Source organism: Jannaschia sp. Os4 (assembly GCF_016820245.1).
Taxonomy (GTDB): domain Bacteria; phylum Pseudomonadota; class Alphaproteobacteria; order Rhodobacterales; family Rhodobacteraceae; genus Jannaschia.
On the sequence record NZ_JAFCAR010000003.1, the window covers coordinates 240,010 to 263,254 of the forward strand.

Here is a 23,245-nt window from a genome sequence, read left to right on the forward strand (position 1 = left end):
CGGCCCGGCGCGGGGGGGGGTAGCGCTACCCGCGCAGCCGGTCCCACGCCGCAGAGGCCGCGAAGGCCCCCGTCGCGGCGCAGACCATCGCGGGCCCCGTGGGCACGTCCCACGCCCACGACCCCCACAGCCCCGCGAGCGCCGCGGTCGCGCCGATCCCCATCGCCACCGCCACCATCCGCTCGGGCGTCCCCGCCCACGGGCGCGCGGCGGCGGCGGGCACCACCATGAGCGCGGCGATCAGCAGCGCGCCCACCACCTCGATCCCCACCGCGATCACCACGGCGAGGGCCAAGGTCAGGGCCGCCCGCTCCCGGTCGGGGTCCACGCCCGACGCGCGCGCGAGGTCGTCGCCCAAGGTCGCCACGAGGATGCGGTCCCAGCGCCACCAGAGCAGCGCGCCGACCACCGCCGCCCCGCCCCAGATCACCGCGAGGTCGCCGCGCGACACCGCCAGCACGTCGCCGAGGAGCACGGCCTCCGGATCCACCCGGACGCCCACGAGCGAGATCGCGACGAGCCCCACCGCCAAGGCGCCGTGGGACAGCACGGCCAGCGCCGTGTCCGCCGCCCAGCCCCGCTCGGACAGCCACGCCACCCCCGCCCCCATCGCCAAGGCCGCGAGGAGCGCGCCCCAGACCGGGGCCACCGCGAGGGTCAGCGCGCCCGCCACCCCGAGGATCGCCGCGTGCGCCGTGGCGTCCCCGAAGAACGCCATCCGCCGCCACGCGACGACGCAGCCCAAGGGCGCGGCCGCGAGCGCGACCCCGACCCCCGCGAGCGCCGCGCGGACCAAGAAGCTGCCGAGCGGGTCCATCAGTGGTGGTGCTCGTGCGTGTGCTGGTGGCGGTAGAGGGCCAGCGCGCCCGCCGTGCCGGTGCCGAACAGCGCGCGCCATTCGGGGGCGTCGACGATCTGGTTCGGCGTCCCCTCGCAGCAGACGTGCCCGTTCAGGCAGACCACGCGGTCCGAGGCGGCCATGACGACGTGCAGCTCGTGGCTGACCATCAGGACGCCGCAGCCGGTCTCCCGCCGCACGGCCTCGATCCGCTTGTAGAACGCCGCCGAGCCGGGCTGGTCGAGGCCCTGCGTCGCCTCGTCCAGCAGGAGCAGGTCCGGCGCCTCCATCAGCGCGCGCGCCAGCGCCACGCGCTGGAGCTGCCCGCCCGAGAGCGCCGTCATCTGCCGCTCGGCGAGGTCGGCCGCCCCCGCCTCCTCCAAGGCGCGGCCGGCGTCGCCACCGCGCTTGGGCAGCGACAGGAAGCGCCGCACCGTGAGCGGCAGCGACGGGTCCAGCGGCATCTTCTGCGGGACGTAGCCGATGCGCAGCCCGTCGGCGCGCCGCACGGTGCCCGCGTCCGGCGTCACCGCGCCGATGATCGCGCGCAGCAGCGTCGACTTGCCCGACCCGTTCGGCCCCACGATCGTGACGATCTCGCCCGGCGCCACCGAGAGCGACACGTCGTGCAGCACGCGGGTCCCGCCGTGCCGCACCGCCAGCCGCTCGATCTCGACCAGCGGCGTCACGTGCCCTCGCGGCGGCAGGCGGGGCAGAGGCCCTCGGCCTCGACGATGGCGCGCTCCACGGCGAAGCCCTCCAGCCGGGCCGTCCGGTCGAGGCCGGCGGGGGCGTCGGCCTCGGACACGGCGGCGCAGGAGCGGCAGATCAGGAATGCGGGGTCGGCGCAGTCGGGGCGGGCGCAGGCGACGAAGGCGTTCAGCTTCTCGATGCGGTGGGCGAAGCCGTGCCGCACGAGGAAGTCGAGCGCGCGGTAGGCGATGGGGGGCTGGTAGCCCAAGCCCTCCTCCTTCAGCCGCGCGAGGACGTCGTAGGCGCCCATGGCCCGATGGGATTCGAGAAGCATCTCCAGGACCCGGCGGCGCACGGGTGTCATCCGCAGCTTGCGCGCCGCGATGCGGGCCTCGACGGCCTCCATGACCGCCTCGATGCAGGCGTCGTGGTCGTGCCGGTGGAAGCCGGAGGGGGGGTAGAAGGTCTCCATGGGGACTTGTTACTATGTAACGGGGCGGCTAGCAACGTGGCGTTACAACATAACAGGTCCGTCATGCGCCTCGCCCCTCTCGCCCTGATTCCCTTCGCGACCGCGGCATCCGCCGAGGCGCCCCGCGTCGTCGTCGACGTGGCCCCGGTCCACTCGCTCGTCGCGCAGGTGATGGCGGGGGTGGGCGCGCCCGAGCTGCTGCTCGACGGCAGCGTCTCGCCCCACGGCTGGTCCATGCGCCCCGCGCAGGCCGCGCTGCTCGAGTCGGCGGGCGTCGTGGTCTGGACCGGGCCGGGCCTGACCCCGGCGCTGGAGGACGCGGTCGGGACGCTGGCGCCGGATGCCGCGTCGGTCGAGCTGGTCGCCGGGGAGGGGCACGAGGATCACGAAGACCACGACCACGATCACGGCGAGGAGGAGGCCGGCCACGACGATCACGCGGAGGGGGAGCACGACCACCACGCGCACGCGGCGGACATCCACTTCTGGCTCGACCCCATCGAGTCCGCAGAGAAGGTGGCCGCGATCGCCGCCGCCTTGGCCGAGGCCGACCCGACCAACGCGGCGGCCTACGCGGCGAACGCCGAGGCCGCCGCCGCCGACCTGACGGCGCTGGACCGGGAGATGGCGGTCGCGCTGGCCCCGTTGCGCGGGATGGCGTGGGTGACGGCGCACGACGCGTGGGCGCCGCTGGTCGTGCGCTACGGGCTGGAGGAGCCGGCGGCGATCCACGTGAGCGCCACGGGCGATCCGGGCGCCGCGCGGATGGCGGAACTGCGCGAGGTGGCCGCGGGCGCGGCCTGCGCGGTCACGGAGCCGCAGGAGCCGGCGCGCCTGATGGAGACGGTGCTCGAGGGGACCGAGGTGGTGCAGGTCGTGGCCGATCCGCTGGGCGCGGACGTGCCGGTCGGGCCGGGGCACCACGCGGCGACGCTGCGCGCGGTGGCGGCGGCGCTGGCGGGCTGCGTCGAGTAGGGCGTCAGGGGGCGAAGCCCTCGAAAGCCGCGACCACCGCGTCGAGCGCCGCGTCGTCCACGTCGCGGTGCAGGACGAGGCGCATCTTGGCCCCCGGCGAGACGGTGATGCCCGCGTCCGCGAGATGCGCGGCGAGGGCGTCGGCATGGGACGGGTCGCGCAGGGCGAGCCAGACCATGTTGCTCTCGCCGTCCTCGACCTCGGCCCACGGCAGGGCGCGGAGGGCGGCGCGCAGGCGTTCGGCGCGGGCGCGGTCCGACGCCAGCCCGGCGAGGTTGTGGTCGAGCGCGTGGAGGCCGGCGGCGGCGATCACGCCCGCCTGCCGCATCCCGCCACCGAGCATCTTGCGCCAGCGCCGCGCCTTGGACACGAGGTCCGCCGGACCGGACAGGACCGCGCCGGCCGGGCCGCCGAGGCCCTTGGACAGGCAGATCGTGACCGTGTCGAACCCTTCGGCCACGCGGGCGGGCGGGACGCCCAGCGCCTCGGCCGCGTTGAACAGGCGGGAGCCGTCGAGATGCGTCGAGAGGCCCGCGTCGCGGGCGGCGGCGAGCGCGGCGCCCTGGGTGTCCAAGGGGACGGCGCGGCCGTTGTGGGTGTTCTCCAGCACGAGCAGGCGGGTGACGGCGAAGTGGCTGTCGTCCTCCTTGACCGCCGCCGCGACGTCGGTCGCCGAGAGGCCCCCGTCGGGCCGGACGGACAGGTCGTGGAACACCAGCCCGCCGAGGACGCTGCCGCCCCCGGCCTCGTACTTGCGGACGTGGTAGTCGTGGCCCGTCAGCACCTCCTCGCCCCGCGCGCAGTGCGACAGGAGCGCGGCGAGGTTGGACTGGGTGGCGGTGGGGAACATGACCGCCGCCGCCTTGCCCAAGGTCCCGGCCACCCGCTCCTCCAGCGCGGCGATGGTGGGATCCTCGCCGTAGACGTCGTCGCCCACCTCGGCGGCGGCCATCGCGGCGCGCATCGCGGCATCGGGGCGGGTCACCGTGTCGGAGCGGAGGTCGGCGATCGTGCCGTTCGTGCGGGCGGTCTGGCGGATCGGGTAGGTCATGGGGGCGGGTCCGTTGGCGCGGGGGTCGCGGAACCCTAGGTCGGGGGAGGCGGGCTGCCAAGCAACCCGCCGTGCCGTGCCGCGTTGGCCCAAGGAAGGGAAGCCGATGCCCCAATCCCGACTGGAGACCGCGTTCTGGACCGCCGCGGCCGCCGCGCTGCTGGCGCTGGCGGTCCTGGGGTGGTGGGCGTGGGCCGCCGTGGCGGCGGCCTGCCTCGCGCTGACGGCGCTGCTGCCCGCGTTCACCGCCGTGTCGGGGCTGCGCTTCCCGGTGCGCCTGACGGTGGGGGTGGCGGCGTTCTGCGCGGGCGCGCTGCTGTTCGGGGAACTCGGCGACGGCTACGAGATGGTGCCGTGGTGGGACATGGCGCTGCACGTCGTGTCGATGGCCGCGCTCGCGGTGGTGGGGACGGCGCTGGCGCTGCTGCCCACCGGGGGCGCGCGGCCCCGGACGCCGGTCTGGGTGCTGGCGACGCTGGCCTTCGGCTTCGCGATGATGGTGGGCGCGCTGTGGGAGGTGATGGAGTTCGGGCTGGACGCGGCCTTCGGGTTCGAGACGCAGGACACCGGGCTGGACGACACGATGTGGGACGTGATCGCCAACGCGGTCGGCGCGCTCTGGGGCGCGGCGGCCGGTGCGGTGGCGCTGGTGCGGGGGCGGGGCTGGGTGCCGGGGGGGCTTCTGCTGGACTGGATCGCGCTGAACCCGGTGCTCTACCCGCTGTGGTCAGGCCCGTTCGAGGCGGGCCGCCGCCCGCTCCCCGGCGAGGACCGCGCCCTCCAGCGTGGCGGGTAGCCCCGTCGCGGCGTGATCGCCCGCGAGGGCGAGGTTGGGCCACTTGGTGCCCGGGCCGGTGCGGGTGCGGATGGCCTGCGGGGACTGGTCGAAGGTCGCGTTCTTCTCCTTGATGAGCCGGGCCGTGGGCATGGCGTCGGGGACCGCCGCGCCGTGGGCGCGGGCCGCGGCGGCGACGTCCCGCCAGAGGGTCTCGAGGGCCGCCTCGCGGGTGGCGGGCAGGCCCGCGCTCTCGGCGGCGGAGACGGTGACGGAGACGACGTCGCCGCGCCGGAACAGCCAGTGGGAGGTGCCGCCCAGCAGGGCGAGGATCGGGGGTAGCCCGCTGTCGGGCAGGAGGAAGTGCGCGTTGGCGATGGTCTTGCCCGCCGGCGGGGCGTCGTGGCCGAGCAGCTGCGCGGCGTGGTGGGACGGGGTGGCGAGGACGGCGACGTCCGTGGGGCCGAGATCGACGGGGCCGTCGCGGGTCTCGATGCGCGCGAGGCGGTCGGCGCCGTGGAGCGCCGTGACGGGGGTGCGGAGGCGGAGGTCCGCGCCGCGCGCGGCGAGGAGGTCGAGGGCGGGGTCGATCAGCGCGGGGCCGAGGCCGTCGGGGGCGAGGACCGGGCGGCTGTGCCGCGCCCCGCGCGCGAAGGAGCGGAGCATGGTGCGGGCGAGGAGCCGGGCGCTGCCGTCCTGCGGATCCTCGTTGAGGACGGCGCGGGTCATGGGATCCCAGAAGGCGCGCCAGAGCGGGCCGCGGTCGGGGATGGCCTGCGCCACGGTGCCCGGATGGCCGAGGGCGCGGGCGATCTGGAGGCCCAGCCTCGCCAGCGAGGTGCCGGGGGGGCGGGCCTCCGCGGCGGCGGCCCCGAGCGGCCCCCTGCCGGGCCGGATGGTCCAGCGGTCGCCGGAGGCGAGGTCGAGGAAGGGGAAGGCGGCATCGCCCGTGCGCAGCCCGTCCGCCCCGCCGATGCGCTCGGCCCACGCGAGGACGCGGGCGTTGGCCGACAGGATCAGGTGGTTGCCGTTGTCGATCACCCGGCCCAGCCGCTCGTCGCGGTAGGAGCGGCAGCGCCCGCCGGCCTTGGGCGACGCCTCCAGCAGCGTGACGGGGCGGGTGCGGGACAGGGCCTCCGCGGCGACGAGGCCGGACAGGCCCGCGCCGATGACGTATGCCCTCACCCCTTCGCGGCCCGTGCGAGGCCGTGGCGGAGCTTGGCGACCGTGGAGGGGCGGGGCGGCGGGGCGGACCAGTCGCGCTCCATGGTGGCCAGCATCCGCTCGTAGGGGCCCATCATCAGCAGCGCCGGCAGCAGCGGAAGGCGGCGGTGCACGGGGACCAGCGCGGCGGCCTCGTCGAAGGCGGCGCGGGCCTGCGCGCCGACGAGGGCGCGGGCCGCGGGGAGCGACGGGTGCGCGGGGGCGTCCGTGGCGCAGTGGGGGATGCCCACCGCCGTCAGGGCGGGGGCGGGCAGGTAGAGGCGGCCGCGGCCCGCGTCCTCCTCGACGTCGCGCAGGATGTTGGTGAGCTGCAGGCCGCGGGCGAGGGACAGGGCGAAGCGCTCGGACGGGGCGCCGATCCACGCGCCGAAGCAGCGCATCGAGAGGATGCCCACCGCGCCCGCGACGCGGCGGACGTAGGCGTGCAGTTCGGCGTCGGAGGGGGCGACGATGGGGACGGCGTCCATGCGCATCCCGTCGATCACGAGGTCGAACTCGCCGCGCGGCAGGTCGAACGCCTCGGCGGAGCGCGCCACCTCGGCCCCGATCGCGGAGCGGGGCGCGCCGCGGAAGGCGGCGTCGATCTCGTCGGCCCAGCGGTCGAGCCCCGCCTTGCGGCCCTGCGCGGTGTCGGAGCCGGGCGCGTCGCCGTCCGCGATGTCGTCGACCACGCGGCAGAGCGCGTAGACCGCGTGGATCGCGCGGCGGCGGGCGCGGGGCAGCACGCGCATCCCCGCCGCGAAGCTGGAGCCTGCGGCGGCGACGACGCGGCGGACCTCCTCTGCGTCGGCGGTGGCGGTGGTCGGCGGGACGATCATCGGCGCGATCCGACCACGGCGGCGGCCAGTCCCGCAAGGCCCGCGCGGGCGAAGTCGAGGCGGCTGGGCGCGATCCTGCGCGCGAGCGGGTCGCCGTGGCGCAGGCGGCGCGACAGGCGCCGGGCGAGGTCGAGGGTCGCGGTGGCCTGCGCCCGCAGGCCGCGCGCGCGGATGCGGGCGGGCAGGGGCGCGGCGGCGGCGAGCAGGTCGTCCGTGGCGTCGAGGGTGCGCCGGACGACGGCGCGCAGCGCGGGGGACATGGCGGGGGCGGTGAGGTCGGCGCGGGCGACCCCCGCCGCCTCGCGCAGGTCGAGGGGGAGGTAGCAGCGGCCTAGGCCGCGCTCGTCCGCCGCGATGTCCTGGCAGTGGTTGAGCACCTGCAGCGCGGCGCACAGCGCGTCGGAGGGGGCCTGCGCGTCCTCGCCCTCGCCGTGGACGGCGAGCAGGAAGCGCCCGACGGGCACCGCGGAGGAGGCGCAGTAGGCCATCAGGTCGTCCCAGTCCGCGCAGTCGGTCAGGGTCACGTCGCGGCGGAAGGCGGGCAGGAGGGCGCGGGCCTCCGCCAAGGCGGGCGGATCGACGAGGGCGCGGAGGTCCGATCCCTCGTTGCGGGCGGTTCCGTCGAGTCCCGCCTCGAGCGAATCGAGGCGCGCGAGGCGCGATTCCGGCGAATGGTCGCCGCCATCCGCCGCGTCGTCGGCGGCGCGGGCGAAGCGGTAGAACGCGACCACGCGGGCGCGGGTTCCGCGGGGCAGAAGTCTCGACGCCACGGGGAAATTCTCGGACGCGGCCTTGGCCCACGGGTCGGGCGCGGCGCCGGGGCGCGCGGGGGCGTTGCCGGGAATGTCATCCACGATGGACATGCCTTTGCGCGATCTCCGGAAGGTCAAGGCCGTGACAAGCCGTTTCGCTGTTCTAGGTCGCCCTTCGCATGGAGGAAGGGTGTAACATGCGGTTTACATCGACGCGCGCCGCCTTGGCCACGCTCGCCCTGTCCGCAGGGATCGCCGCGCCTGCGGCGGCGGGGGACGTGACGGTGACCGTGGAGGGGCTGCGCAACGGCGCGGGCCTGATCCGCGCCGCCGTGTGCCCGCCGGAGACGTTCACCAAGCCGGGCTGTCCCTACGTGGGCGCGGCGCGGGCGTCCGGAGGGCGGGTCACCGTCACCGGCGTGCCCGACGGCGTCTACGCCGTGCAGGTCTTCCACGACGAGGACGCGGACGGCGCCTTGGACCGCAACGGGTTCTGGCCGACCGAGGGCCTCGGTTTCTCCAACGACGCGCCCATGCGGATGGGCCCCCCTCGCTTCCGGGACGCCGCCGTGCGGGTCACCGGGGGCGGATCGATCAGACTGAACGTGAGGTACTTCCCATGAATGCCGTCTCCGGCATCACCCCGAAGAAGGCCGTCGTCGTCGGCGCCGGCCCCGGTGGCCTCGCCACCGCGATGCTGATGCGCGCCGCGGGCGCCGAGGTCACGCTGATCGAGCGGGAGGACCGCGTCGGCGGGCGCACCGCGTCGTTCACGCAGGACGGGTTCACCTTCGACTACGGGCCGACCTTCTACCTCTACCCGGAGGTGCTGCAGGAGATCTTCCAAGCCTGCGGACGCGACCTCTTCGAGGAGGTCGAGATGGTGAAGCTGGACCCGATGTACCGGCTCCAGTTCGACAGCGGGGTCACGTTCGACGCGACGCCCGACGTCGAGCGGCTGACGGCGGAGGCGGCCAAGATCGACCCCACGGACGCGGTCAACGTGCCCGCCTACCTGCAGGAGCAGATCGACAAGTTCGCCGTCTTCAAGCCGATCCTGCAGCGCCCCTTCAACGGTCCGGCGGACCTCGTGAAGCCGGACATGCTCAAGGCGTTCCCGCTGTTCCGCCCGTGGCTCACGGTGGACCAGGACCTGCGGCGCTTCTTCAAGTCCGAGGACCTGCGCCTCGCCTTCAGCTTCCAGTCGAAATACCTCGGCATGTCGCCGTTCAAGTGCCCCTCGCTGTTCACGATCGTGGCGCATGTCGAGTACGGGTTCGGGGTGTTCCACCCGATCGGCGGCTGCAACGCGATCCCCCGCGCGATGGCGCGGGTGGCCAGTGAGATCGGCGTGGACGTGCGCCTGAACGAGCCGGTCGAGGAGATCGAGTTCGACGGTCGCCGCGCCACGGCCGTCCGCACCGCGACGGGCACCTACGAGGCGGACGCGATCATCGTGAACGCCGACTTCGCGTCCACGATCCGCAAGCTGATCCCCAACGCCAAGCGCAAGCGGTGGACGGACGAGAAGATCGACTCGAAGAAGTACTCCTGCTCGACCTTCATGCTCTATCTCGGGATCGAGGGGGTCTATAAGGATCTGTCGCACCACACGATCTACATGTCGGGCGACTACCTGAAGAACATCCAGGAGATCGACGACGGCCAAGCGCCCGAGGAGCCGACGATCTACGTCCAGAACGCGTCCGTCACGGACCCGACGCTGGCGCCGGAGGGGCACTCGACGCTCTACGTGCTGGTGCCGACGGGCAACCTGTCGGGCGGCGTCGACTGGGCGGAGTTCGGCCCCGTCTACCGCGAGCGCATCCTCGACCGGCTGTCGAAGCTGACGGGCCACGACATCCGGCCCCGCATCCGGACCGAGCGGATGCTCACGCCGGCCGACTGGGAGTCGGAGATGGGCATCTTCCGGGGTGCCACGTTCAACCTCGCCCACAACCTCGGGCAGATGCTGCACTGGCGGCCGCGGAACCGGTTCGAGGACGTGGACGGCGTCTACCTGACCGGGGGCGGGACGCATCCGGGGAGCGGATTGCCCACGATCTTCGAGAGCGCGCGGATCGCGTCGCGGCTGGCGGCGGACGACCTCGGACTGGACAGCTCCCAACTTCCGCAGAAGCTGCCGACGCAGCCTCTGCCCAACAGCACCTTCAAGGAGGCCGCGGAATGAGCACGGTCGGGATCATCGGCGGCGGCCTCGGCGGGCTCGCGGCGGCGGCGACGCTGGCGGCGCGGGGCCACAAGGTCACGCTCCTGGAGAAGAACGGGTGGCTCGGCGGCAAGGCGGCCGTGCTGGAGGAGCAGGGGTTCCGCTTCGACATGGGGCCGACCATCCTGACGATGCCGCGCGTGCTGGAGCGCGTGTTCGGCGAGTCGGGGCGCAATCTGGGCGACTACCTCGACCTGCGCCGCCTCGACCCGCAGTGGCGGTGCTTCTACGACGACGGCACGGTGCTGGACCTGCGCAACGACCCCAAGGAGGCGCGCGCGGCCATCGCGGCGCTGAACGCCGAGGACGGGCCGGGCTTCGACCGGTTCATGGAGGTCGCGAACCGCCTGTCCACGGTGTCGGACAAGTTCTTCTTCTGGAAGTCGGTCGAGGACCTTCGCGACACGATGAACATGAAGGAGAACTTTTCGCTCTCGACCCTGTCGGACGTGATGGCGCTGCGGATGCACCGCACGGTGGCGGGGCAGATCAAGAAGGACATACGCGACCCGCGCGTGCGGCAGATGCTGGAGCACTTCATCCAGTATGTCGGCTCGTCGCCCTTGGCGTCGCCGGCGGTGCTCTGCGGGATCGCGCAGATGCAGCAGGGCGAGGGGGTGTGGTATCCGATGGGCGGCACCCGCGCCGTGCCCGTGGCGCTGACCCGGCTGGGCGAGGAGCTGGGCGTCGACTACCGCACCGGCGTCGACGTGCAGCGGATCGTCGTGGAGGACGGGCGCGCCGTGGCCGTGGAGGCGGACGGCGAGGTGATGCGCTTCGACAAGGTCGTGTCGAACATGGATTCGGTGCGGACATACAAGGAGCTGATCGGCGGCTCGGCGTGGACGGACTTCGGCTATCAGAAGCGGGAGGCGGCGTGCTCGGGCGTGGTGCTCTACCTCGGGCTGAACAAGGCCTACGAGCACATCGCGCACCACAACTTCGTCTTCTCGCGCGACCCGGAGGAGGAGTTCGACGCGATCTACGACCGCGGCGTCCCCGCGCCCGATCCGACCGCCTACATCGCCGCGCCGATGCGGACCGAGGCGGGGTCGCCCACGGCCTGCGCGCCGGAGGGGGGCGAGGCGCTCTACATCCTCGTGCACACGCCGCACCTGCGCGACGGGCACGACTGGTCCAAGATGCTGCCGGAGTATCGGCAGGTCATCATGGACAAGCTGGCCCGCGCGGCCGGGATGGAGGACCTGGAGGAGCGGATCGTGTTCGAGCGGACGCTGACGCCGCAGGACATCCACGACCGCTACAAGGTGCTGGACGGGGCGATCTACGGGCTGGTGAGCCACGGCAAGATGATGGGCGCGTTCAAGCCGGGGAACCGCTCGCGCCAGGTGGGCGACCTCTACCTCGCGGGGGGCTCGGCCCATCCGGGGCCGGGGATGCCGATGGCGCTGATGTCCGGGTGGATCGCCGCCGACAGCCTGCATCAGGACGCCATCGCCAACGAACCCGCGATGGCGGCGGAGTGAGGCAGATCCTTAGCTGAGGATCTGCGGGGCGGACCCTTCCGAAGGGTCCGCCGACCGGAGGAGGCCGCATGGAGCGGATCGACGACGACCCCGTCGCGCTGCGCGACCCCCGCCGCGTCCGCTTCTTCGAGTGGATCATGGCGCGGCAGGTGCGCGCGGGCTTCCGCGCGCTGCGCGTGCTGCGCCCGAGCGTGCCCGCGACGGACCCGGCGCGCCCGCTGATCGTCTACGCGAACCACCCCGGCTGGTGGGATCCGGCGGTGTTCCTGTGCCTGCACGTCGCGCGGTTCGGGGACCGCCACGCCTACGGGCCGATGGAGGCGGCGGCGCTGGAGCGCTACGGCTTCATGAAGCGGATCGGCATGTGGGGCGTGGCGCCGGGCACGCGGGCGGGGGCGGCGCGGTTCCTGCGGGTGGGGGAGCGCGTGCTCTCCGATCCGGGACGGATGATCTGGATGACGGCGCAGGGGCGCTTCGCCGACCCGCGCGAGCGGCCCGTGGCGCTGATGGGCGGGCTGTCCGCGCTGATGGGGCGGACGGGCGCGGTCGCGCTGCCGTTGGCGCTGGAATACCCGTTCTGGTCCGAGAAGCGGCCCGAGGCGCTGGCCGCGTTCGGGACGATACAGGAGGACCCGGCCGGGCTGGCCGAGGCGCTGGAGGGGGCGATGGACCGCCTCGCCGCCGCCGCCGTCGCGCGCGACCCCGCGCCCTTCGACACCGTGTCGCGGGGGGCACAGGGGACGGGGGGCGTCTATGGCGCTTGGAAGCGCCTCCATGCGATGTTCCGGGGCGAGCGGCACGATCCCGCGCATCTGACGGACGAGAGCCGATGACCCTGCTTGGATACCTCGCGCTGGCCGCGCTCGTGCTGGCCTCGATCTACGTGTCCACGACCTTCGTGAACCTCGTGCTGTTCCGCGCCCCCCGCGCGGTGGCCGAGGGAATGCCGGAGGTCTCGGTCCTGATCCCGGCCCGCGACGAGGCGGACAACATCCGCGCGGCGCTCGACGGGGCGCTCGCGCAATGGGGCGTCGAGGTGGAGGTCGTCGTGCTCGACGACGGTTCGACCGACGGGACGGACGGGATCGTGGCCGAGTACGCGGCGCGCGACCCGCGCGTCCGGCTGGTGCGGGGCGCCGACCTTCCCGCCGGGTGGAACGGCAAGCAGCACGCCTGCCACCAGCTGTCGCAGGCGGCGTCGCACCCGGTGCTGCTGTTCGTGGACGCGGACGTGCGTCTGGCGCCCGACGCGGCGGCGCGGATGCGGGGCTACATGCAGGCGCGCGGGCTCGATCTCGTGTCCGGCTTCCCGCGCCAGGTCACCGGCTCCTTGGCCGAGCGGGTCGCGATCCCGCAGATCCTGATGCTGCTGCTCGGCTACCTGCCCTTCGCCTTCGCCCGGCTGTCGAACTCGCCGGGGTTCGCCGCCGGGTGCGGCCAGCTGATGATGGTGACCGCCGGCGCCTACGCGGCGGCGGGCGGGCACGCGGCCTTCCGCGACCGGATGCATGACGGGCTGAACCTGCCGCGCAACGTGCGGCTGTCGGGCGGGCGGACGGACATCCTCGACGCCACCCCGCTGGCGGTGACGCGGATGTACGACAACTGGCCGGACATCGTGTCGGGCTTCTCGAAGAACGCGACCGAGGGGATGGCCAAGCCGGTCGCCCTGCCGGTCTGGACGGTGCTCTTGGCGGGGGGGCACCTGCTGCCGTTCCTGACGCTGGCGCTGGGGCTGCTCTTCGGGGCGGAGGACGCGGTGACGTTCTCGGCCTCCGCGCTGGGCCTCGTCCTCGCGGCGCGGGCGCTGCTGGCGTGGCGGGTCTGCCAAGGCTGGCGCGCGGTGCTGCTGCACCCGGCGGGCGTGGTCGTGACGCTGTGGATCCAGTGGCGCGCGCTCGCCGCCGCCCGGCGGGGCGAGACCGCGACGTGGCGGGGGCGCAGCTACGAGGTCAACTGAGCGGCGCTCCGCCCCGCTTGGCGCGACGCAGGATCCGCGCGAGCAGCCGCTCCTTGCGGGCGGGGCCGGCGGCGGCCGCCTCGTCCAGCTGCTCGGTCAGGCGCTCGACCTTGCTGCGGAGGTTGGCGGCTTGGCGGCGGGCCAGCTCGCGCTCGGTCAGGAGGCGGGCGCGCATCTCCTCCATCCGCGCCTCGGCGCGGTCGAGGTCGAGGCTCAGGCTGCGGACGGCGGCGCGCAGCTCCTCGGGGGTCGGATCGGGGCCGGGGGCCCGCGCCTCGGGCGCGACGGGGTCGGTGGTCATGGGGCCTGCTCCTCCGGGGCGCGCGTCCTGATCTCCTCGACGATGTCGAGATACTCGGCCTGCTTCTCGAGGAGGAGGCGCGACGGCGCCCACGCCATCGGGGTCCGCCCCTCCTCCAGCGCCGCGACGAGGTCGGGGTCGAGCGACGCGCGGACCGCGCGCGCCGCCGCGTCGTCGCCCAGCCGGTCGAGCGCCGCGCGCACCATCGGCGCGTAGCGGTCGAAGGACCAGTCGTGGCGCCGCGCCTCCTCGCTGTGGTGGGTGACGACGCCGGAGGTGAAAAGGGCGAAGAGGCCGGGCGTCTTGAGGTTGCGGAGCCAGCCCTCGGCGCGGGGCAGGACCCAGATCGGGAGGTCCGCCGCCCGCGCGGCCAGCGAGAGGCGGAGGTCGACCATGATGTTCTCGAAGAACGCCTCGGCGTCGAGCGGCAGGGTCGACTGGTGGAAGGCGAAGGTGCCCGAGCCGGCGAGGTTGGCGACGTGCGCGTGGCGCAGCGGGCGGGTGCTCATCCAGATGACGTTGCGCTCGTAGTACCAGTCGGTGTGCGCGGGCAGGACCGAGGCGTGGGTCGTGACGCAGCAGCGCTGGTCGAAGGCGTCGAGCACCGCGCCGGTGCGCGCGACGTAGGCGGGCGGGAAGAGGAAGTCGTCGTCCAGCACGAAGACTTGGCAGTCGGTCATCAGGCGCAGGGGCCAGATCTTGCCGTTGGCCGAGAGGTCGCCCCCGGCCGCGCGCCCGTCGACCACGACCACGTCGCCGAGGTCCGAGAGGTCGGGCAGCCCGTCCGTCGTCTCGTTGACGTAGAGGTAGAGGCGGTCCAGCTGCGGCGCGATGGAGGCCACCACCTCGCGGATGATGCCGAAGCGGGCGGGGAAGGTGGCCATGGTGCCCACCCGCAGGCCGGTCGAGGGGGTCATCGCGGCGCCCTCCGGCGGGCGGCGGCGGCGTCGGCGCGCCAGACGCGCCCGCCGCCCGCGCGTGTGCGGGCGAGGCGGTCGGCGAGGATGGCGTCGAAGGTGGCGCCCGCGAAGCGCGGCGGGTCGGCGGGGTCGATCAGGCCGCCGCAGCCGGCGACGGCGCCGGGATCGGCCTCCCGCGCGAGGGCGAGGCGGGCGCCGGGGGCGTCGCCGGACCATGGGGCGCCCGCGTCGCCGCGCAGGATCAGGTCCGCCCCGTGGACGTGCAGGGCCGCGCGCCCCACGTCGAAGTGGTCGGGCCGGGCGTCGTCGGCGCAGAGGATCTGCCACGGGCCGGGCCGGGCGGCGGCGGCGAGGGCGGTGAGCGTCGCGCCGGGGTCGTCGGTCGGGTGGGCGACGACGCCGCCGGGGCGCGGCCCCCGCGGCGGGGCCGCGGCGGGGTGGAGCAGGTGGACCGTCCCCTCGCGCGCGGCGAGCGCGGCGAGGGGGGCGGGGTCGGCGCCGGGGCCGGCGAGGACCGCCGCGAGGCCAGGCCCGAGGGCCGTCGCGTCCCGGTCCCCCAAGGCCGCGCGGAGCGGGGCGGTCGCCGCGGCATGGCGCAGGACGAGGTCGGCCCATGGGCCGATCCAGCGCGCCTCGTGCCGGAGCGGGTCGGCGACGAGGGCTTGGAGGTAGCGCAGGTCGGCGGAGTGCACGGCCACGTCCACGCCCGCGAGGACGGGGCAGGCCGTGGCGGGGCGGCGCCCCACGAGGACGGGGAGCGCGCCGTGGAGGATCGCGTCGTAGCAGGCCCCGGCGATCGCGGCGCCCCCGGTCCCCGCCGGGGTGTCGATCAGGGCGAGCCGCGCGGTCCGCCGGGCTTCGGCGCGTTGACCGGGGGCGAGCGGGCCGCTGCGGTGGAAGGGCAGGCGCGTCTCCGCGCGGTCGGGAAGCGCCTCCGGTGGCATGTCGGCGTCGGGGACCATGAGCACGGCGTGGCGGCCCCGCACGGCCGTCAGCTGGACGAAGCCCGCGCTCGGCGGGCGGCCGGCGGGCGCCTCGGCGAGCGTCCGGGGCTCGTCGCCGGGACGGAGCGGGGCGGGCGCGGCGGCGACGGGGTCGAGGGGGAGGAGGGCCGGATCGCAGGGGGCCGGGTCGTGGCCCCGCAGAGGGGTCGCGCCGTCCGGGACGGGCGCCGTGCCGTCGGGATCCCACGCGAGGACGCGCAGCCCGCGCCGGGTCGCATGGGCGGCCACCTCCGCGGGGTCGGGGCGCGCGTCGGGCGTCGCGGGCAGCAGGCAGACCGCGTCCAGCCCCGGCATCGCGAGCTGCGCCCGCCACGTGCCGGGGCGGAGGCGGACCGTGGAGGCGCGGCCGGCGAGGAGCGGCGGGATGGGCGCGTCGCCGACGAGGCCGACCAGTCCTTCCGCATCGGCCGGACCGGGCGGGGGGGCGGCCGCGTCCCCGTCGGCCACGATGGCGCGGAGGGTCCGGATCCAGTTGTCCACGGTCGACCCGTCGCGCCCGAGGCGCCTGGCTGCCCCGACCGCCGCGGCGAGGTCGTCGGGCGGCGCGTCCCCTTGGTCGGCGGCGACGCCGCTCCAGAAGGCCGCGACGCGCCGGGCGGCCGCAGCGACGCGGGGGGCGTCGAAGCGCCAGTTGACCCGCAGCGCCTCTGCCGTGGCGCGGCGTGCCGCGCAGCCGGGCGGCATGTCCAGCAAGATGCGCGCGGCCCCGGGCGGCGGCATCAGCAGCAGCATCGGCGGCGGGCACCGGTCGAGGAGGTCGACACCGTCCGCCGCGCCGGGGATGCATACGGTGCGGTAGGTTCCCGCCACGTCGAGCGGGACGCCCGCCGCCGCGCCGACGGCCCCGGCGGGCGGCATCGCGCGGCCCGCTTCGTCCTCGATCCGCCAAGCCAGGGCGGGGAAGGTCACGCGGCCGGACGCGGGATCGGCGAGCAGCACCTGCACGAGGTGGAACCCGTCGCGGCGCAGGTCGAGCGCGATCCGCGTGGGGGTCGGGGCGGTCGCGTCCATCTCGTCCGTGTCCCCCCCTCGCTCCGTCGCGGGGCGCGTCAGCCCTTCTTCCACGTCACGCCGCGGAAGATCCGGTCGGCGTGGATGGAGTCCTTGTGGCGCATCACGAAGCGCATGATCGAATCGATCACCTCGTCGGTCAGCAGGTTCGGCTCCAGCCCGAGGTCGAGCAGGCCGGTATGCACCGGGTTGTAGTAGTGCTCCTCGCGCTCCTTGCGGGGGTTCTCGATCGACTTCACCTCGACCGAGAGGCCCAGCCGCTCGCCGGAGGCGCGCACGATCTCCGCCAGCTGGTTGACCGAGAAGGTCTCGGTGAACTGGTTGAAGATGCGCAGCTCGCCCTCGTCCGCCGGGGTCTCGAGGGCGAGGCGGACGCATTGCAGCGTGTCGCGGATGTTGAGGTAGCCGCGCGTCTGGCCGCCCTTGCCGTAGACGGTGAGCGGGTAGCCCGCGACGGCCTGCACGACGAAGCGGTTGAGGACGGTGCCGAACAGCTCGTCGTAGTTGAGGAAGGGCTGGAGCGCCTCGTGGCCCGCGTTCTCGTCGGTCTCGACGCCGTAGACCGGCCCCTGCATCAGGTCGGTCACGCGCAGGCCCCACGTGCGCACGTAGAACCACAGCAGATCCGTATCGAGCACCTTGGTGGTGTGGTAGAGGCTGGAGGCGGCGCGCGGGAACAGGACGCGGTCCTTGCGGCCCTTGTGCTCGATGTCGAGCCAGCCCTCCTCGATGTCGATGTTGGGCGTGCCGTACTCGCCCATCGTGCCGAGCTTCACCATGTGGGCGTCGGGCGCGTGGGCGGCCATCGCCTGGATGACGTTGAAGGTCACGCCGAGGTTGTTGCGCAGCGTCAGGTCCGCGGCGGCGCGGTCCTTCATGGAGTAGGGCGCGGAGGGCTGCTCGGCGTAGTGGACGATGCCCTCGGGGCGGAACTCCTCGAAGATCGACGAAATGGTGGTCCAGTCGTCGAGGTCGCCCACGCGGACGGCGATCTCGCGGCCCGAGACCTCCTGCCAGAGCTTGGCGCGCTGGTGCAGGTTCGGGGGGTCGATCAGCGCCTCGCTGTCCTCCTCGCGGGCGAGGCGGCGGCGGAGGTAGTTGTCGACGGCCATGACCTCGTGGCCTTGGGCCGACAGGTGCATCGCGGTGGGCCAGCCGAGGTAGCCGTCGCCGCCGAGGATCAGGACGCGCATCAGACGGCCTCCTTCCGGGGAGCTTGGGATTCGAGGAGGCGCGCGCGCGTCTCCGCGTCGAGCACGTCCTCCTCGAGGAGGAAGTCCGCGATCTCGCGGTCGGTCATCCGCTCGACGTGCTCGGAGTGGTAGGTCATCGACGTGTCCCGCAGGTCCAGCGTCGGGTAGAGGCGGCGGGCCTCGGCGTGGGTGATGCGCTCGAAGGGCGGCTTGACCACGAGGTACTCGGTCCCCTCGAAGATGCGCGCCGACTCCTCGTCGGTGGACAGCTCCTCCCACAGCTTCTCGCCGGGGCGGGCGCCGATGACGCGGGTCTCGATGGATGCCGGGTCGTGGCCGTGCAGCGGGGCCAGCATGTCGATCATCACGCGGGCGAGATCGACGACGTTGAGCGCGGGCATCTTGGTGATGAAGACCTCGCCGCCTTGGGCGTGGCGGATGCTCTCGATGACCAGCTCGGCGGCGCGCGACTGGGTCATCACGAAGCGGGTCATGCGCTCGTCGGTCAGGGTCACGGGGCCGCCGCGCGCGATCTGCTCGGCGAAGAGGGGGATCACGGAGCCGCGGGTGCCGGCCACGTTGCCGAAGCGGGTGGAGGCGAAGATCGGGCGCTCGCCGTCGCGCCCGCCCATCGAGTCGGCGGCGGTGAACAGGCGCTCGCCCATCAGCTTGGAGGTGCCCATCACGTTGGTCGGGTTCACCGCCTTGTCGGTCGAGGTGAACAGGACCCGGCGGACGCCCGACCGGACGGCGGCGCGGATCACGGTCTCGGTGCCGCGGATGTTGACGTTGACGGCGCTGAAGGGGCTGCGCTCGCAGATCGGCACGTGCTTGAGCGCGGCCATGTGGAAGACGTAGCGGATGTTGGAGAAGCAGCGGGTCAGCTCGCTCTCGTCGGCGACGTCGCAGCAGTAGAACTCGATCCCGGAGACGTCGCGGTACTCCTGCTCCATGTCGAAGAGCAGCGCCTCGTTGTTGTCGATGACCCGGAGGAGGCCCACACCGTCGTCGATCAGCTTGCGCACGACGGTGCGGCCGACCGAACCGGCGCCGCCTGTGATCGCGATGGCCGCGCCCTTGAAGTCCTCGCTCAACGCCATGACGGCCCCCCGATTTCGTCGTTCCACGACGGGCGAGTAGGCACCCCGCGGGGCGAAGGCAACGGGGGGGGGCGCGCTCAGACGCCCAACAGGCGGGGGAGCCACATCACGATGCCCGGGAACGCCACGAGGCAGGCGATGGTGGCCGCATCCGCGAGGAAGAACGGCGTCACGCCGCGGAACACGTCCTGCACGCTGAGATCCTCGCGCACGCCCGCGACGACGAAGCAGTTCAGGCCGATGGGGGGCGTGATCAGGCAGAACTCCGCCATCTTCACCACGAGGATGCCGAACCAGATGCCGACCTCGGTGGAGGACAGGCCGAACGGGCTGTCGACCGCCGCGACGCCCGGCCCGCCGTTGAGCGCGATCACCGCCGGATAGACGATGGGCAGCGTCAGCAGGAGCATCCCGATCGCGTCCATGAACATGCCGAGGACCGCATAGGCCAGCAGGATGAGGACGAGGGTGAGCATCGGCGACTGCTCCAGCCCGCCGATCCACCCCGCGAAGGCGTTGGGCAGGTCGGCGAAGCCGAGGAAGCGGACGTAGATCAGCACGCCCCAGATGATCGTGAAGATCATCGCGGTGAGCTTGGCGGTCTCGAGGAGGGCGGACTTCAGCTCCGCCCAGCGGGTGCCCTTCCACAGCGCGATGGCGAGGATCAGGGCGGCGGACAGGGCGCCGCCCTCGGTGGGCGTGCCGAACGCCTCGCCGAACGGGTTGTAGACGAAGAGGATGATCAGGAGGATCACCGCGACGATCGGGAGCGCGCCGGGCAGGGCGGCGAAGCGCTCGCGCCACGAGAAGCCGCCCACGGGGGGCCCGAGCTTCTTCCACACCAGCGCGAGGCCGACGACGAGGCCGCCGTAGATCAGCGCAGAGACCGCCCCGGGCAGGAAGCCCGCCAGCAGCAGCGCGCCCACGTCCTGCTCGACGATGATGGCGTAGATCACGAGGATCGCGCTGGGCGGGATGAGGCTGGCCAGCGTGCCGGCGGCGGCCACGACGCCCGCCGCGAAGCGCTTGTCGTAGCCGATGGCGAGCATCTCGGGGATGGCGATGCGGGCGAAGACGGCGGAGGTGGCGACGGAGGCGCCCGAGACGGCGGCGAAGCCCGCCGTGGCGAAGACCGAGGCCACCCCGAGGCCGCCCGGCAGCCAGCCGACCCAGCGCTTGGCGGCCTCGAACAGCGCGCGGGTCAGGCCCGCCTGATAGGCGAGGTAGCCGATCAGGATGAAGATCGGGATCAGGGACAGGGCTTGGGACGCGGTCTTGGCGTGGGGCACTTGGCCGGCGGTCTTGACCGCCACGCCGAGCGCCCAGCCCAGCTCGCCCCAAGCGTAGTCCTTCTTCTCCCAGAAGATCCAGATCAGCCCCGCGAGCCCGGCCGTGGCGGCGGCGAAGCCCACGCGCATGCCCAGCAGCACGAGCGCGAGGAGGCCGCCGGTGACCCACAGGCCGATGTCCAGCTCGGTCATCGCGCGTCCTCCCGACCGGCGAGGACGGCGGCCTCGGCGGCGGCCTGCTCCTCCGCGGTCTCCATCAGGGGGACGGCGGGGGGCGTCTCGCCCGTCCGGAACCCGCGCCCGTAGCCGACCAGCTGGATCACGAGGCGGATGGCGAGGACCGCGAGGGCCACGGGGACGACCAGCTTGGCGGGCCAGATCGGCAGGCCGATGTCGATGGAGCTGTCGCGCGACCACAGCGGCTGGGACAGGTCGAAGGAGCGTCCGAAGTGGCTCCACGACCCCCAGATGAGGGCGAGGACCACGAGCAGCACGACGAAGGTGGTGATCCACTCCACCGCCCAGAGCCCGCGGCCCCGGAACTGGCCCACGACGAGGTCCATGCGGATGTGGCCCCCGAGGCGCATCGTGTAGGCGACGCCGAGCAGCGCGATGGCGGGCATGATCGCCTCGATCCAGTCGACGTAGCCGGGCAGGGGCGCCCCGAGGAAGTTGCGCCCGCCGACCGACACGACCGCAAGGCCCATCAGCGAGAGGATCAGGAGGCCCGCGATCAGCGCGAGCGCCGCCTCAAGCCGATGCAGCGCGCGGTCCGCCCGGCTGAGCCGGGTGTCGTCCGCGCGGACGTTGGACGCGCCCGCCATGTCCCTCTCCCCTCCCCGGAGGATGGGACGGCCCCGGAGGGCCGCCCCGTCAAGCGGTCACTGCTCGGCGGCCATGGTCTGCACCATGTCCAGCAGTTCCTGCGCCGGCAGCCCGCGCGCGGCGTTCTCCTCGACCCACGCGGCGGCGGCCGGCGCGGCCACGCGCTCCTTCAGGTCGGCCAGCGCGGCGTCGTCGAAGGTCACCTGCTCGACCCCCAGCTCCTCCATGCGGGGCCCCCACGCGGCCATCGTCTCGTCGGCGTAGTAGGCGAGGTAGTGGTCCATCGCCTCGTCCACGGAGCCGAGCAGCGCCTCGCGGTGCGCGTCGGACAGGCCCTCCAGCGCGTCGGCGTTTACCACAACGGGGCAGTTCACGGTGCCGGGGTCGAGGTTGGTGGTCCACCAGTCGGCGGCCTCGACGGTGCCGAAGGACATGTGCGCGTGAGGCGCGAAGGCCACCGCCTGCACGACGCCCGAGTCCATCGCCTGGCGCACCTCGGTCGCGGTCATCGAGGTGGGCGTGGCGCCCAGCTCGGCCATCGCGGCGCCGATGCCGCCCGTGGCGCGCACCGACAGGCCCGACAGGCCGGCGAGGTCGGCGGGCACGTCGCCCTTGCCCACGAGGTTGTACTGCGGCAGCGGCGACGGCATCAGCGGCACCGCGTTCCAGCGGCCCAGATCCTCCTGCACGGCGGGATGGTCGTAGAGGGCGCGGGAGATGCGCGCCTCCTCCTCCAGCGTCTCGACGCCGAGGAAGGGCAGCTCCAGCACCGTGATCGAGGGGTTCTTGTCCGGGTGGTAGCCCGCGCAGAACTGCGCCATCTCGAAGGCGCCGATCTCGATCCCGTCGAGGTTCTCGCGGTTCGACGACAGCCCGCCGTAGGAGATGTTGAGCGTGAACTCGCCGCCCGTCTTCTCGGAGACGAGCTCGGCCAGCTTCTCGACGTGCTCGGTGAAGGCGCGGCGCTTGCCCCAAAGGCTGACGTCCCACTCCTCGGCGAAGGCGGGCAGGGCGGGGAGCGCGATGGCCCCCGCGACGGCGGCGGCGATGATCTTGGTGGTCATGGTTGTCCTCCCTGTCGGCCTCGTGCGGGCCGTACGGGGGGACGTTAGGCGGGCCGGGGGAAGGGGTCCAGCGGGCGAGCTGCGCGATTATCGGGCATTCGGGGGCGCCGGGGGCGACGCGGACGGCGAGGTCCGGCGGGGCCTCGGGGGGGCGTGCGGGGCGCGTGCGCCATGCCGAGACGGTCCGGGGCCGTTCCGGACGATCCTGGGATCGCGCTCTCGGTCGAAGGATCCGGGGTGGACGTCGTCGCATCGCGGGCGATGCGACTTGGTCGGGCAGAGAGGATTCGAACCTCCGACCCCCTGCTCCCGAAGCAGGTGCGCTACCAGGCTGCGCCACTGCCCGACCGTGCGGTGCCCCTAGCGGCGGGTGGGGGACGGTGCAAGGGGGCGTGGCCCCCCCGAGAGGAGCGGGGACGCGGCGCGCGGCCGGCGTCCCCGCCCGGGCGTCAGAACTGGTAGGAGACGCGCAGGTTCACCGTCGTCGCGTCGAGGTCGAAGTCCCGCGAGCCGAAGGCGTCGTCGAACTCGTGCTGCAGCACCTCGGCGCCGATCACGATGTTGTCGGTCGCGCGGTAGCCTGCGCCGAGGCCGTACACGAAGCCGGTCTCGTCCTCGCCTGCGTAGTCGATGTAGGCCGGGCCCACCACGCCGTAGCCGAGGAAGCGCTCGGTGCCGTAGCCGACCTTCGCCTTCAGGCGGACCACGTCGGCGGCGCCCGCGGCGCCGTCGAGGTCGAGGCGGTCGTACTCCAGCTCGGTGCCGAGCACGAGCGGCGAGTTCGTCAGCTGCTTCAGGAAGCCCGCGTGGACGCCGTAGGTCAGGCCCTCGCGCGACCGGCTGGTGGCGCCGACGCCGGCCCCGTCGGCGGCGCGGTTCACGTCGTCGCAGTCGACGTCCGAATCGATGCTGCCCGCGTCCGAATCGACGGGGCCGTTGTTGTCGGAGCCGTCGATGTCGCCATCTTCGCAGTCCGCGACCAGCGCCTCGGTCAGGTCGACGCCGCCGATCTGGCGGACGCCGCGCGTGTCGAGTTTCGCGTAGCCGAGCTGGGCGCCGGCGTAGAAGCCGGTCCACGTCATCGGCGCGCCGGGGACGATGATGGTGGCGACGGGCTCGATGTTGCCGCCAAGGACGGGCGTGGCAGCGGCGACGAACGCCGCGGAGGCGAGAAGCTTTCTCATAGGAAGGACCTTCGGGTGCAGGTTGAGGGTGGTCGCACTCCTCTAGGTTGTGTGCGGCGAGCCGGTAGGGCGTCGGCCT

Annotated in this window: 23 protein-coding genes and 1 tRNA gene; 7 read left to right on the forward strand and 17 right to left on the reverse strand. The window is 73.8% G+C overall.

Features of this window, described 5'->3' with window-relative positions; translation table 11 throughout:
- Positions 1-25 precede the first annotated feature (25 nt).
- The 3 genes from JQC91_RS06165 to JQC91_RS06175 are packed head-to-tail and all read right to left on the reverse strand — an operon-like array spanning position 26 to position 2,003.
- Entirely contained in the window at positions 26-817 is a 792-nt protein-coding gene (locus JQC91_RS06165; protein WP_203285933.1) for a metal ABC transporter permease, read from the reverse strand.
- Positions 817-1,527: a metal ABC transporter ATP-binding protein gene (locus tag JQC91_RS06170; protein ID WP_203285934.1), complete on the reverse strand. Its 711-nt coding sequence runs from the start codon at positions 1,525-1,527 to the stop codon at positions 817-819. The genes JQC91_RS06165 and JQC91_RS06170 overlap by 1 nt, the downstream gene beginning before the upstream one ends.
- Positions 1,524-2,003 (reverse strand): Fur family transcriptional regulator, encoded by a 480-nt coding sequence (locus tag JQC91_RS06175; protein WP_203285935.1) that lies wholly within the window; start codon positions 2,001-2,003, stop codon positions 1,524-1,526. The genes JQC91_RS06170 and JQC91_RS06175 overlap by 4 nt, the downstream gene beginning before the upstream one ends.
- Before the next feature lie 63 nt (positions 2,004-2,066).
- Between JQC91_RS06175 and JQC91_RS06180 the strand changes: the two genes are divergently transcribed.
- Positions 2,067-2,978, forward strand: a complete 912-nt coding sequence (locus tag JQC91_RS06180) for a zinc ABC transporter substrate-binding protein (protein WP_203285936.1) — start codon at positions 2,067-2,069, stop codon at positions 2,976-2,978.
- Between the two features lie 4 nt (positions 2,979-2,982).
- On the opposite strand, the gene ltaE is transcribed toward JQC91_RS06180, so the two are convergent.
- On the reverse strand, positions 2,983-4,029 hold the full coding sequence (ltaE, locus tag JQC91_RS06185) for a low-specificity L-threonine aldolase (protein ID WP_203285937.1): 1,047 nt from the start codon (positions 4,027-4,029) through the stop codon (positions 2,983-2,985).
- Between the two features lie 106 nt (positions 4,030-4,135).
- On the opposite strand from ltaE, the gene JQC91_RS06190 reads away from it, so the two are divergent.
- Positions 4,136-4,825 carry a hypothetical protein gene (locus tag JQC91_RS06190; protein WP_203285938.1) on the forward strand — a complete coding sequence of 230 codons (690 nt, stop codon included), beginning with the start codon at positions 4,136-4,138 and terminating at the stop codon, positions 4,823-4,825.
- Here the strand turns inward: JQC91_RS06190 and hpnE are convergent.
- The 3 genes from hpnE to JQC91_RS06205 are packed head-to-tail and all read right to left on the reverse strand — an operon-like array spanning position 4,757 to position 7,700.
- Complete coding sequence (gene hpnE, locus JQC91_RS06195; RefSeq protein WP_203285939.1) at positions 4,757-5,989, reverse strand: hydroxysqualene dehydroxylase HpnE; 1,233 nt, start codon at positions 5,987-5,989, stop codon at positions 4,757-4,759. The two genes, JQC91_RS06190 and hpnE, sit on opposite strands and share 69 nt — an antisense overlap.
- A complete protein-coding gene (locus JQC91_RS06200; RefSeq protein ID WP_203285940.1) occupies positions 5,986-6,846 on the reverse strand; it encodes a squalene/phytoene synthase family protein in 861 nt (286 codons plus the stop codon). Before JQC91_RS06200 ends, hpnE begins: the two co-directional genes overlap by 4 nt.
- Complete coding sequence (locus tag JQC91_RS06205) at positions 6,843-7,700, reverse strand: squalene/phytoene synthase family protein (RefSeq protein WP_203285941.1); 858 nt, start codon at positions 7,698-7,700, stop codon at positions 6,843-6,845. Before JQC91_RS06205 ends, JQC91_RS06200 begins: the two co-directional genes overlap by 4 nt.
- A 95-nt stretch (positions 7,701-7,795) precedes the next feature.
- Here JQC91_RS06205 and JQC91_RS06210 point away from each other — a divergent pair, with 95 nt between their 5' ends.
- From JQC91_RS06210 to JQC91_RS06230, 5 genes are all read left to right on the forward strand, one after another.
- Positions 7,796-8,221, forward strand: coding sequence for a DUF2141 domain-containing protein (locus JQC91_RS06210; RefSeq protein ID WP_203285942.1), 426 nt, complete (start codon positions 7,796-7,798; stop codon positions 8,219-8,221).
- Complete coding sequence (gene crtI, locus JQC91_RS06215; protein ID WP_203285943.1) at positions 8,218-9,789, forward strand: phytoene desaturase family protein; 1,572 nt, start codon at positions 8,218-8,220, stop codon at positions 9,787-9,789. Before JQC91_RS06210 ends, crtI (JQC91_RS06215) begins: the two co-directional genes overlap by 4 nt.
- Positions 9,786-11,315 (forward strand): phytoene desaturase family protein, encoded by a 1,530-nt coding sequence (gene crtI / locus JQC91_RS06220; protein ID WP_203285944.1) that lies wholly within the window; start codon positions 9,786-9,788, stop codon positions 11,313-11,315. Before crtI (JQC91_RS06215) ends, crtI (JQC91_RS06220) begins: the two co-directional genes overlap by 4 nt.
- Positions 11,316-11,383: 68 nt before the next feature.
- Positions 11,384-12,148 carry a lysophospholipid acyltransferase family protein gene (locus tag JQC91_RS06225; RefSeq protein WP_203285945.1) on the forward strand — a complete coding sequence of 255 codons (765 nt, stop codon included), beginning with the start codon at positions 11,384-11,386 and terminating at the stop codon, positions 12,146-12,148.
- A complete protein-coding gene (locus JQC91_RS06230; protein ID WP_203285946.1) occupies positions 12,145-13,275 on the forward strand; it encodes a glycosyltransferase family 2 protein in 1,131 nt (376 codons plus the stop codon). Before JQC91_RS06225 ends, JQC91_RS06230 begins: the two co-directional genes overlap by 4 nt.
- Here the strand turns inward: JQC91_RS06230 and JQC91_RS06235 are convergent.
- The 10 genes from JQC91_RS06235 to JQC91_RS06280 all read right to left on the reverse strand — a co-directional run bounded on the left by JQC91_RS06235 (position 13,268) and on the right by JQC91_RS06280 (position 23,166).
- Positions 13,268-13,576, reverse strand: a complete 309-nt coding sequence (locus JQC91_RS06235) for a hypothetical protein (RefSeq protein WP_203285947.1) — start codon at positions 13,574-13,576, stop codon at positions 13,268-13,270. The genes JQC91_RS06230 and JQC91_RS06235 overlap by 8 nt on opposite strands.
- Entirely contained in the window at positions 13,573-14,493 is a 921-nt protein-coding gene (locus JQC91_RS06240) for a hypothetical protein (protein ID WP_203285948.1), read from the reverse strand. The genes JQC91_RS06235 and JQC91_RS06240 overlap by 4 nt, the downstream gene beginning before the upstream one ends.
- Entirely contained in the window at positions 14,490-16,511 is a 2,022-nt protein-coding gene (locus tag JQC91_RS06245) for a hypothetical protein (protein ID WP_203285949.1), read from the reverse strand. The genes JQC91_RS06240 and JQC91_RS06245 overlap by 4 nt, the downstream gene beginning before the upstream one ends.
- A gap of 38 nt (positions 16,512-16,549) precedes the next feature.
- Positions 16,550-17,704 carry an NAD-dependent epimerase/dehydratase family protein gene (locus JQC91_RS06250; RefSeq protein WP_203285950.1) on the reverse strand — a complete coding sequence of 385 codons (1,155 nt, stop codon included), beginning with the start codon at positions 17,702-17,704 and terminating at the stop codon, positions 16,550-16,552.
- Positions 17,704-18,804, reverse strand: a complete 1,101-nt coding sequence (locus JQC91_RS06255) for a polysaccharide biosynthesis protein (RefSeq protein ID WP_203285951.1) — start codon at positions 18,802-18,804, stop codon at positions 17,704-17,706. The genes JQC91_RS06250 and JQC91_RS06255 overlap by 1 nt, the downstream gene beginning before the upstream one ends.
- 77 nt (positions 18,805-18,881) lie before the next feature.
- Positions 18,882-20,285, reverse strand: coding sequence for a TRAP transporter large permease (locus tag JQC91_RS06260; protein WP_203285952.1), 1,404 nt, complete (start codon positions 20,283-20,285; stop codon positions 18,882-18,884).
- Entirely contained in the window at positions 20,282-20,917 is a 636-nt protein-coding gene (locus JQC91_RS06265; RefSeq protein WP_203285953.1) for a TRAP transporter small permease, read from the reverse strand. Before JQC91_RS06265 ends, JQC91_RS06260 begins: the two co-directional genes overlap by 4 nt.
- Positions 20,918-20,974: 57 nt before the next feature.
- Positions 20,975-21,982, reverse strand: a complete 1,008-nt coding sequence (locus tag JQC91_RS06270) for a C4-dicarboxylate TRAP transporter substrate-binding protein (RefSeq protein ID WP_203285954.1) — start codon at positions 21,980-21,982, stop codon at positions 20,975-20,977.
- A 269-nt stretch (positions 21,983-22,251) separates the two neighbouring features.
- A tRNA-Pro gene (locus tag JQC91_RS06275) sits at positions 22,252-22,328 on the reverse strand.
- A gap of 103 nt (positions 22,329-22,431) precedes the next feature.
- The gene (locus JQC91_RS06280) at positions 22,432-23,166 is read right to left on the reverse strand and encodes an outer membrane beta-barrel protein (protein WP_203285955.1); all 735 of its coding nucleotides are present in this window, start codon (positions 23,164-23,166) and stop codon (positions 22,432-22,434) included.
- Positions 23,167-23,245 lie beyond the last annotated feature (79 nt).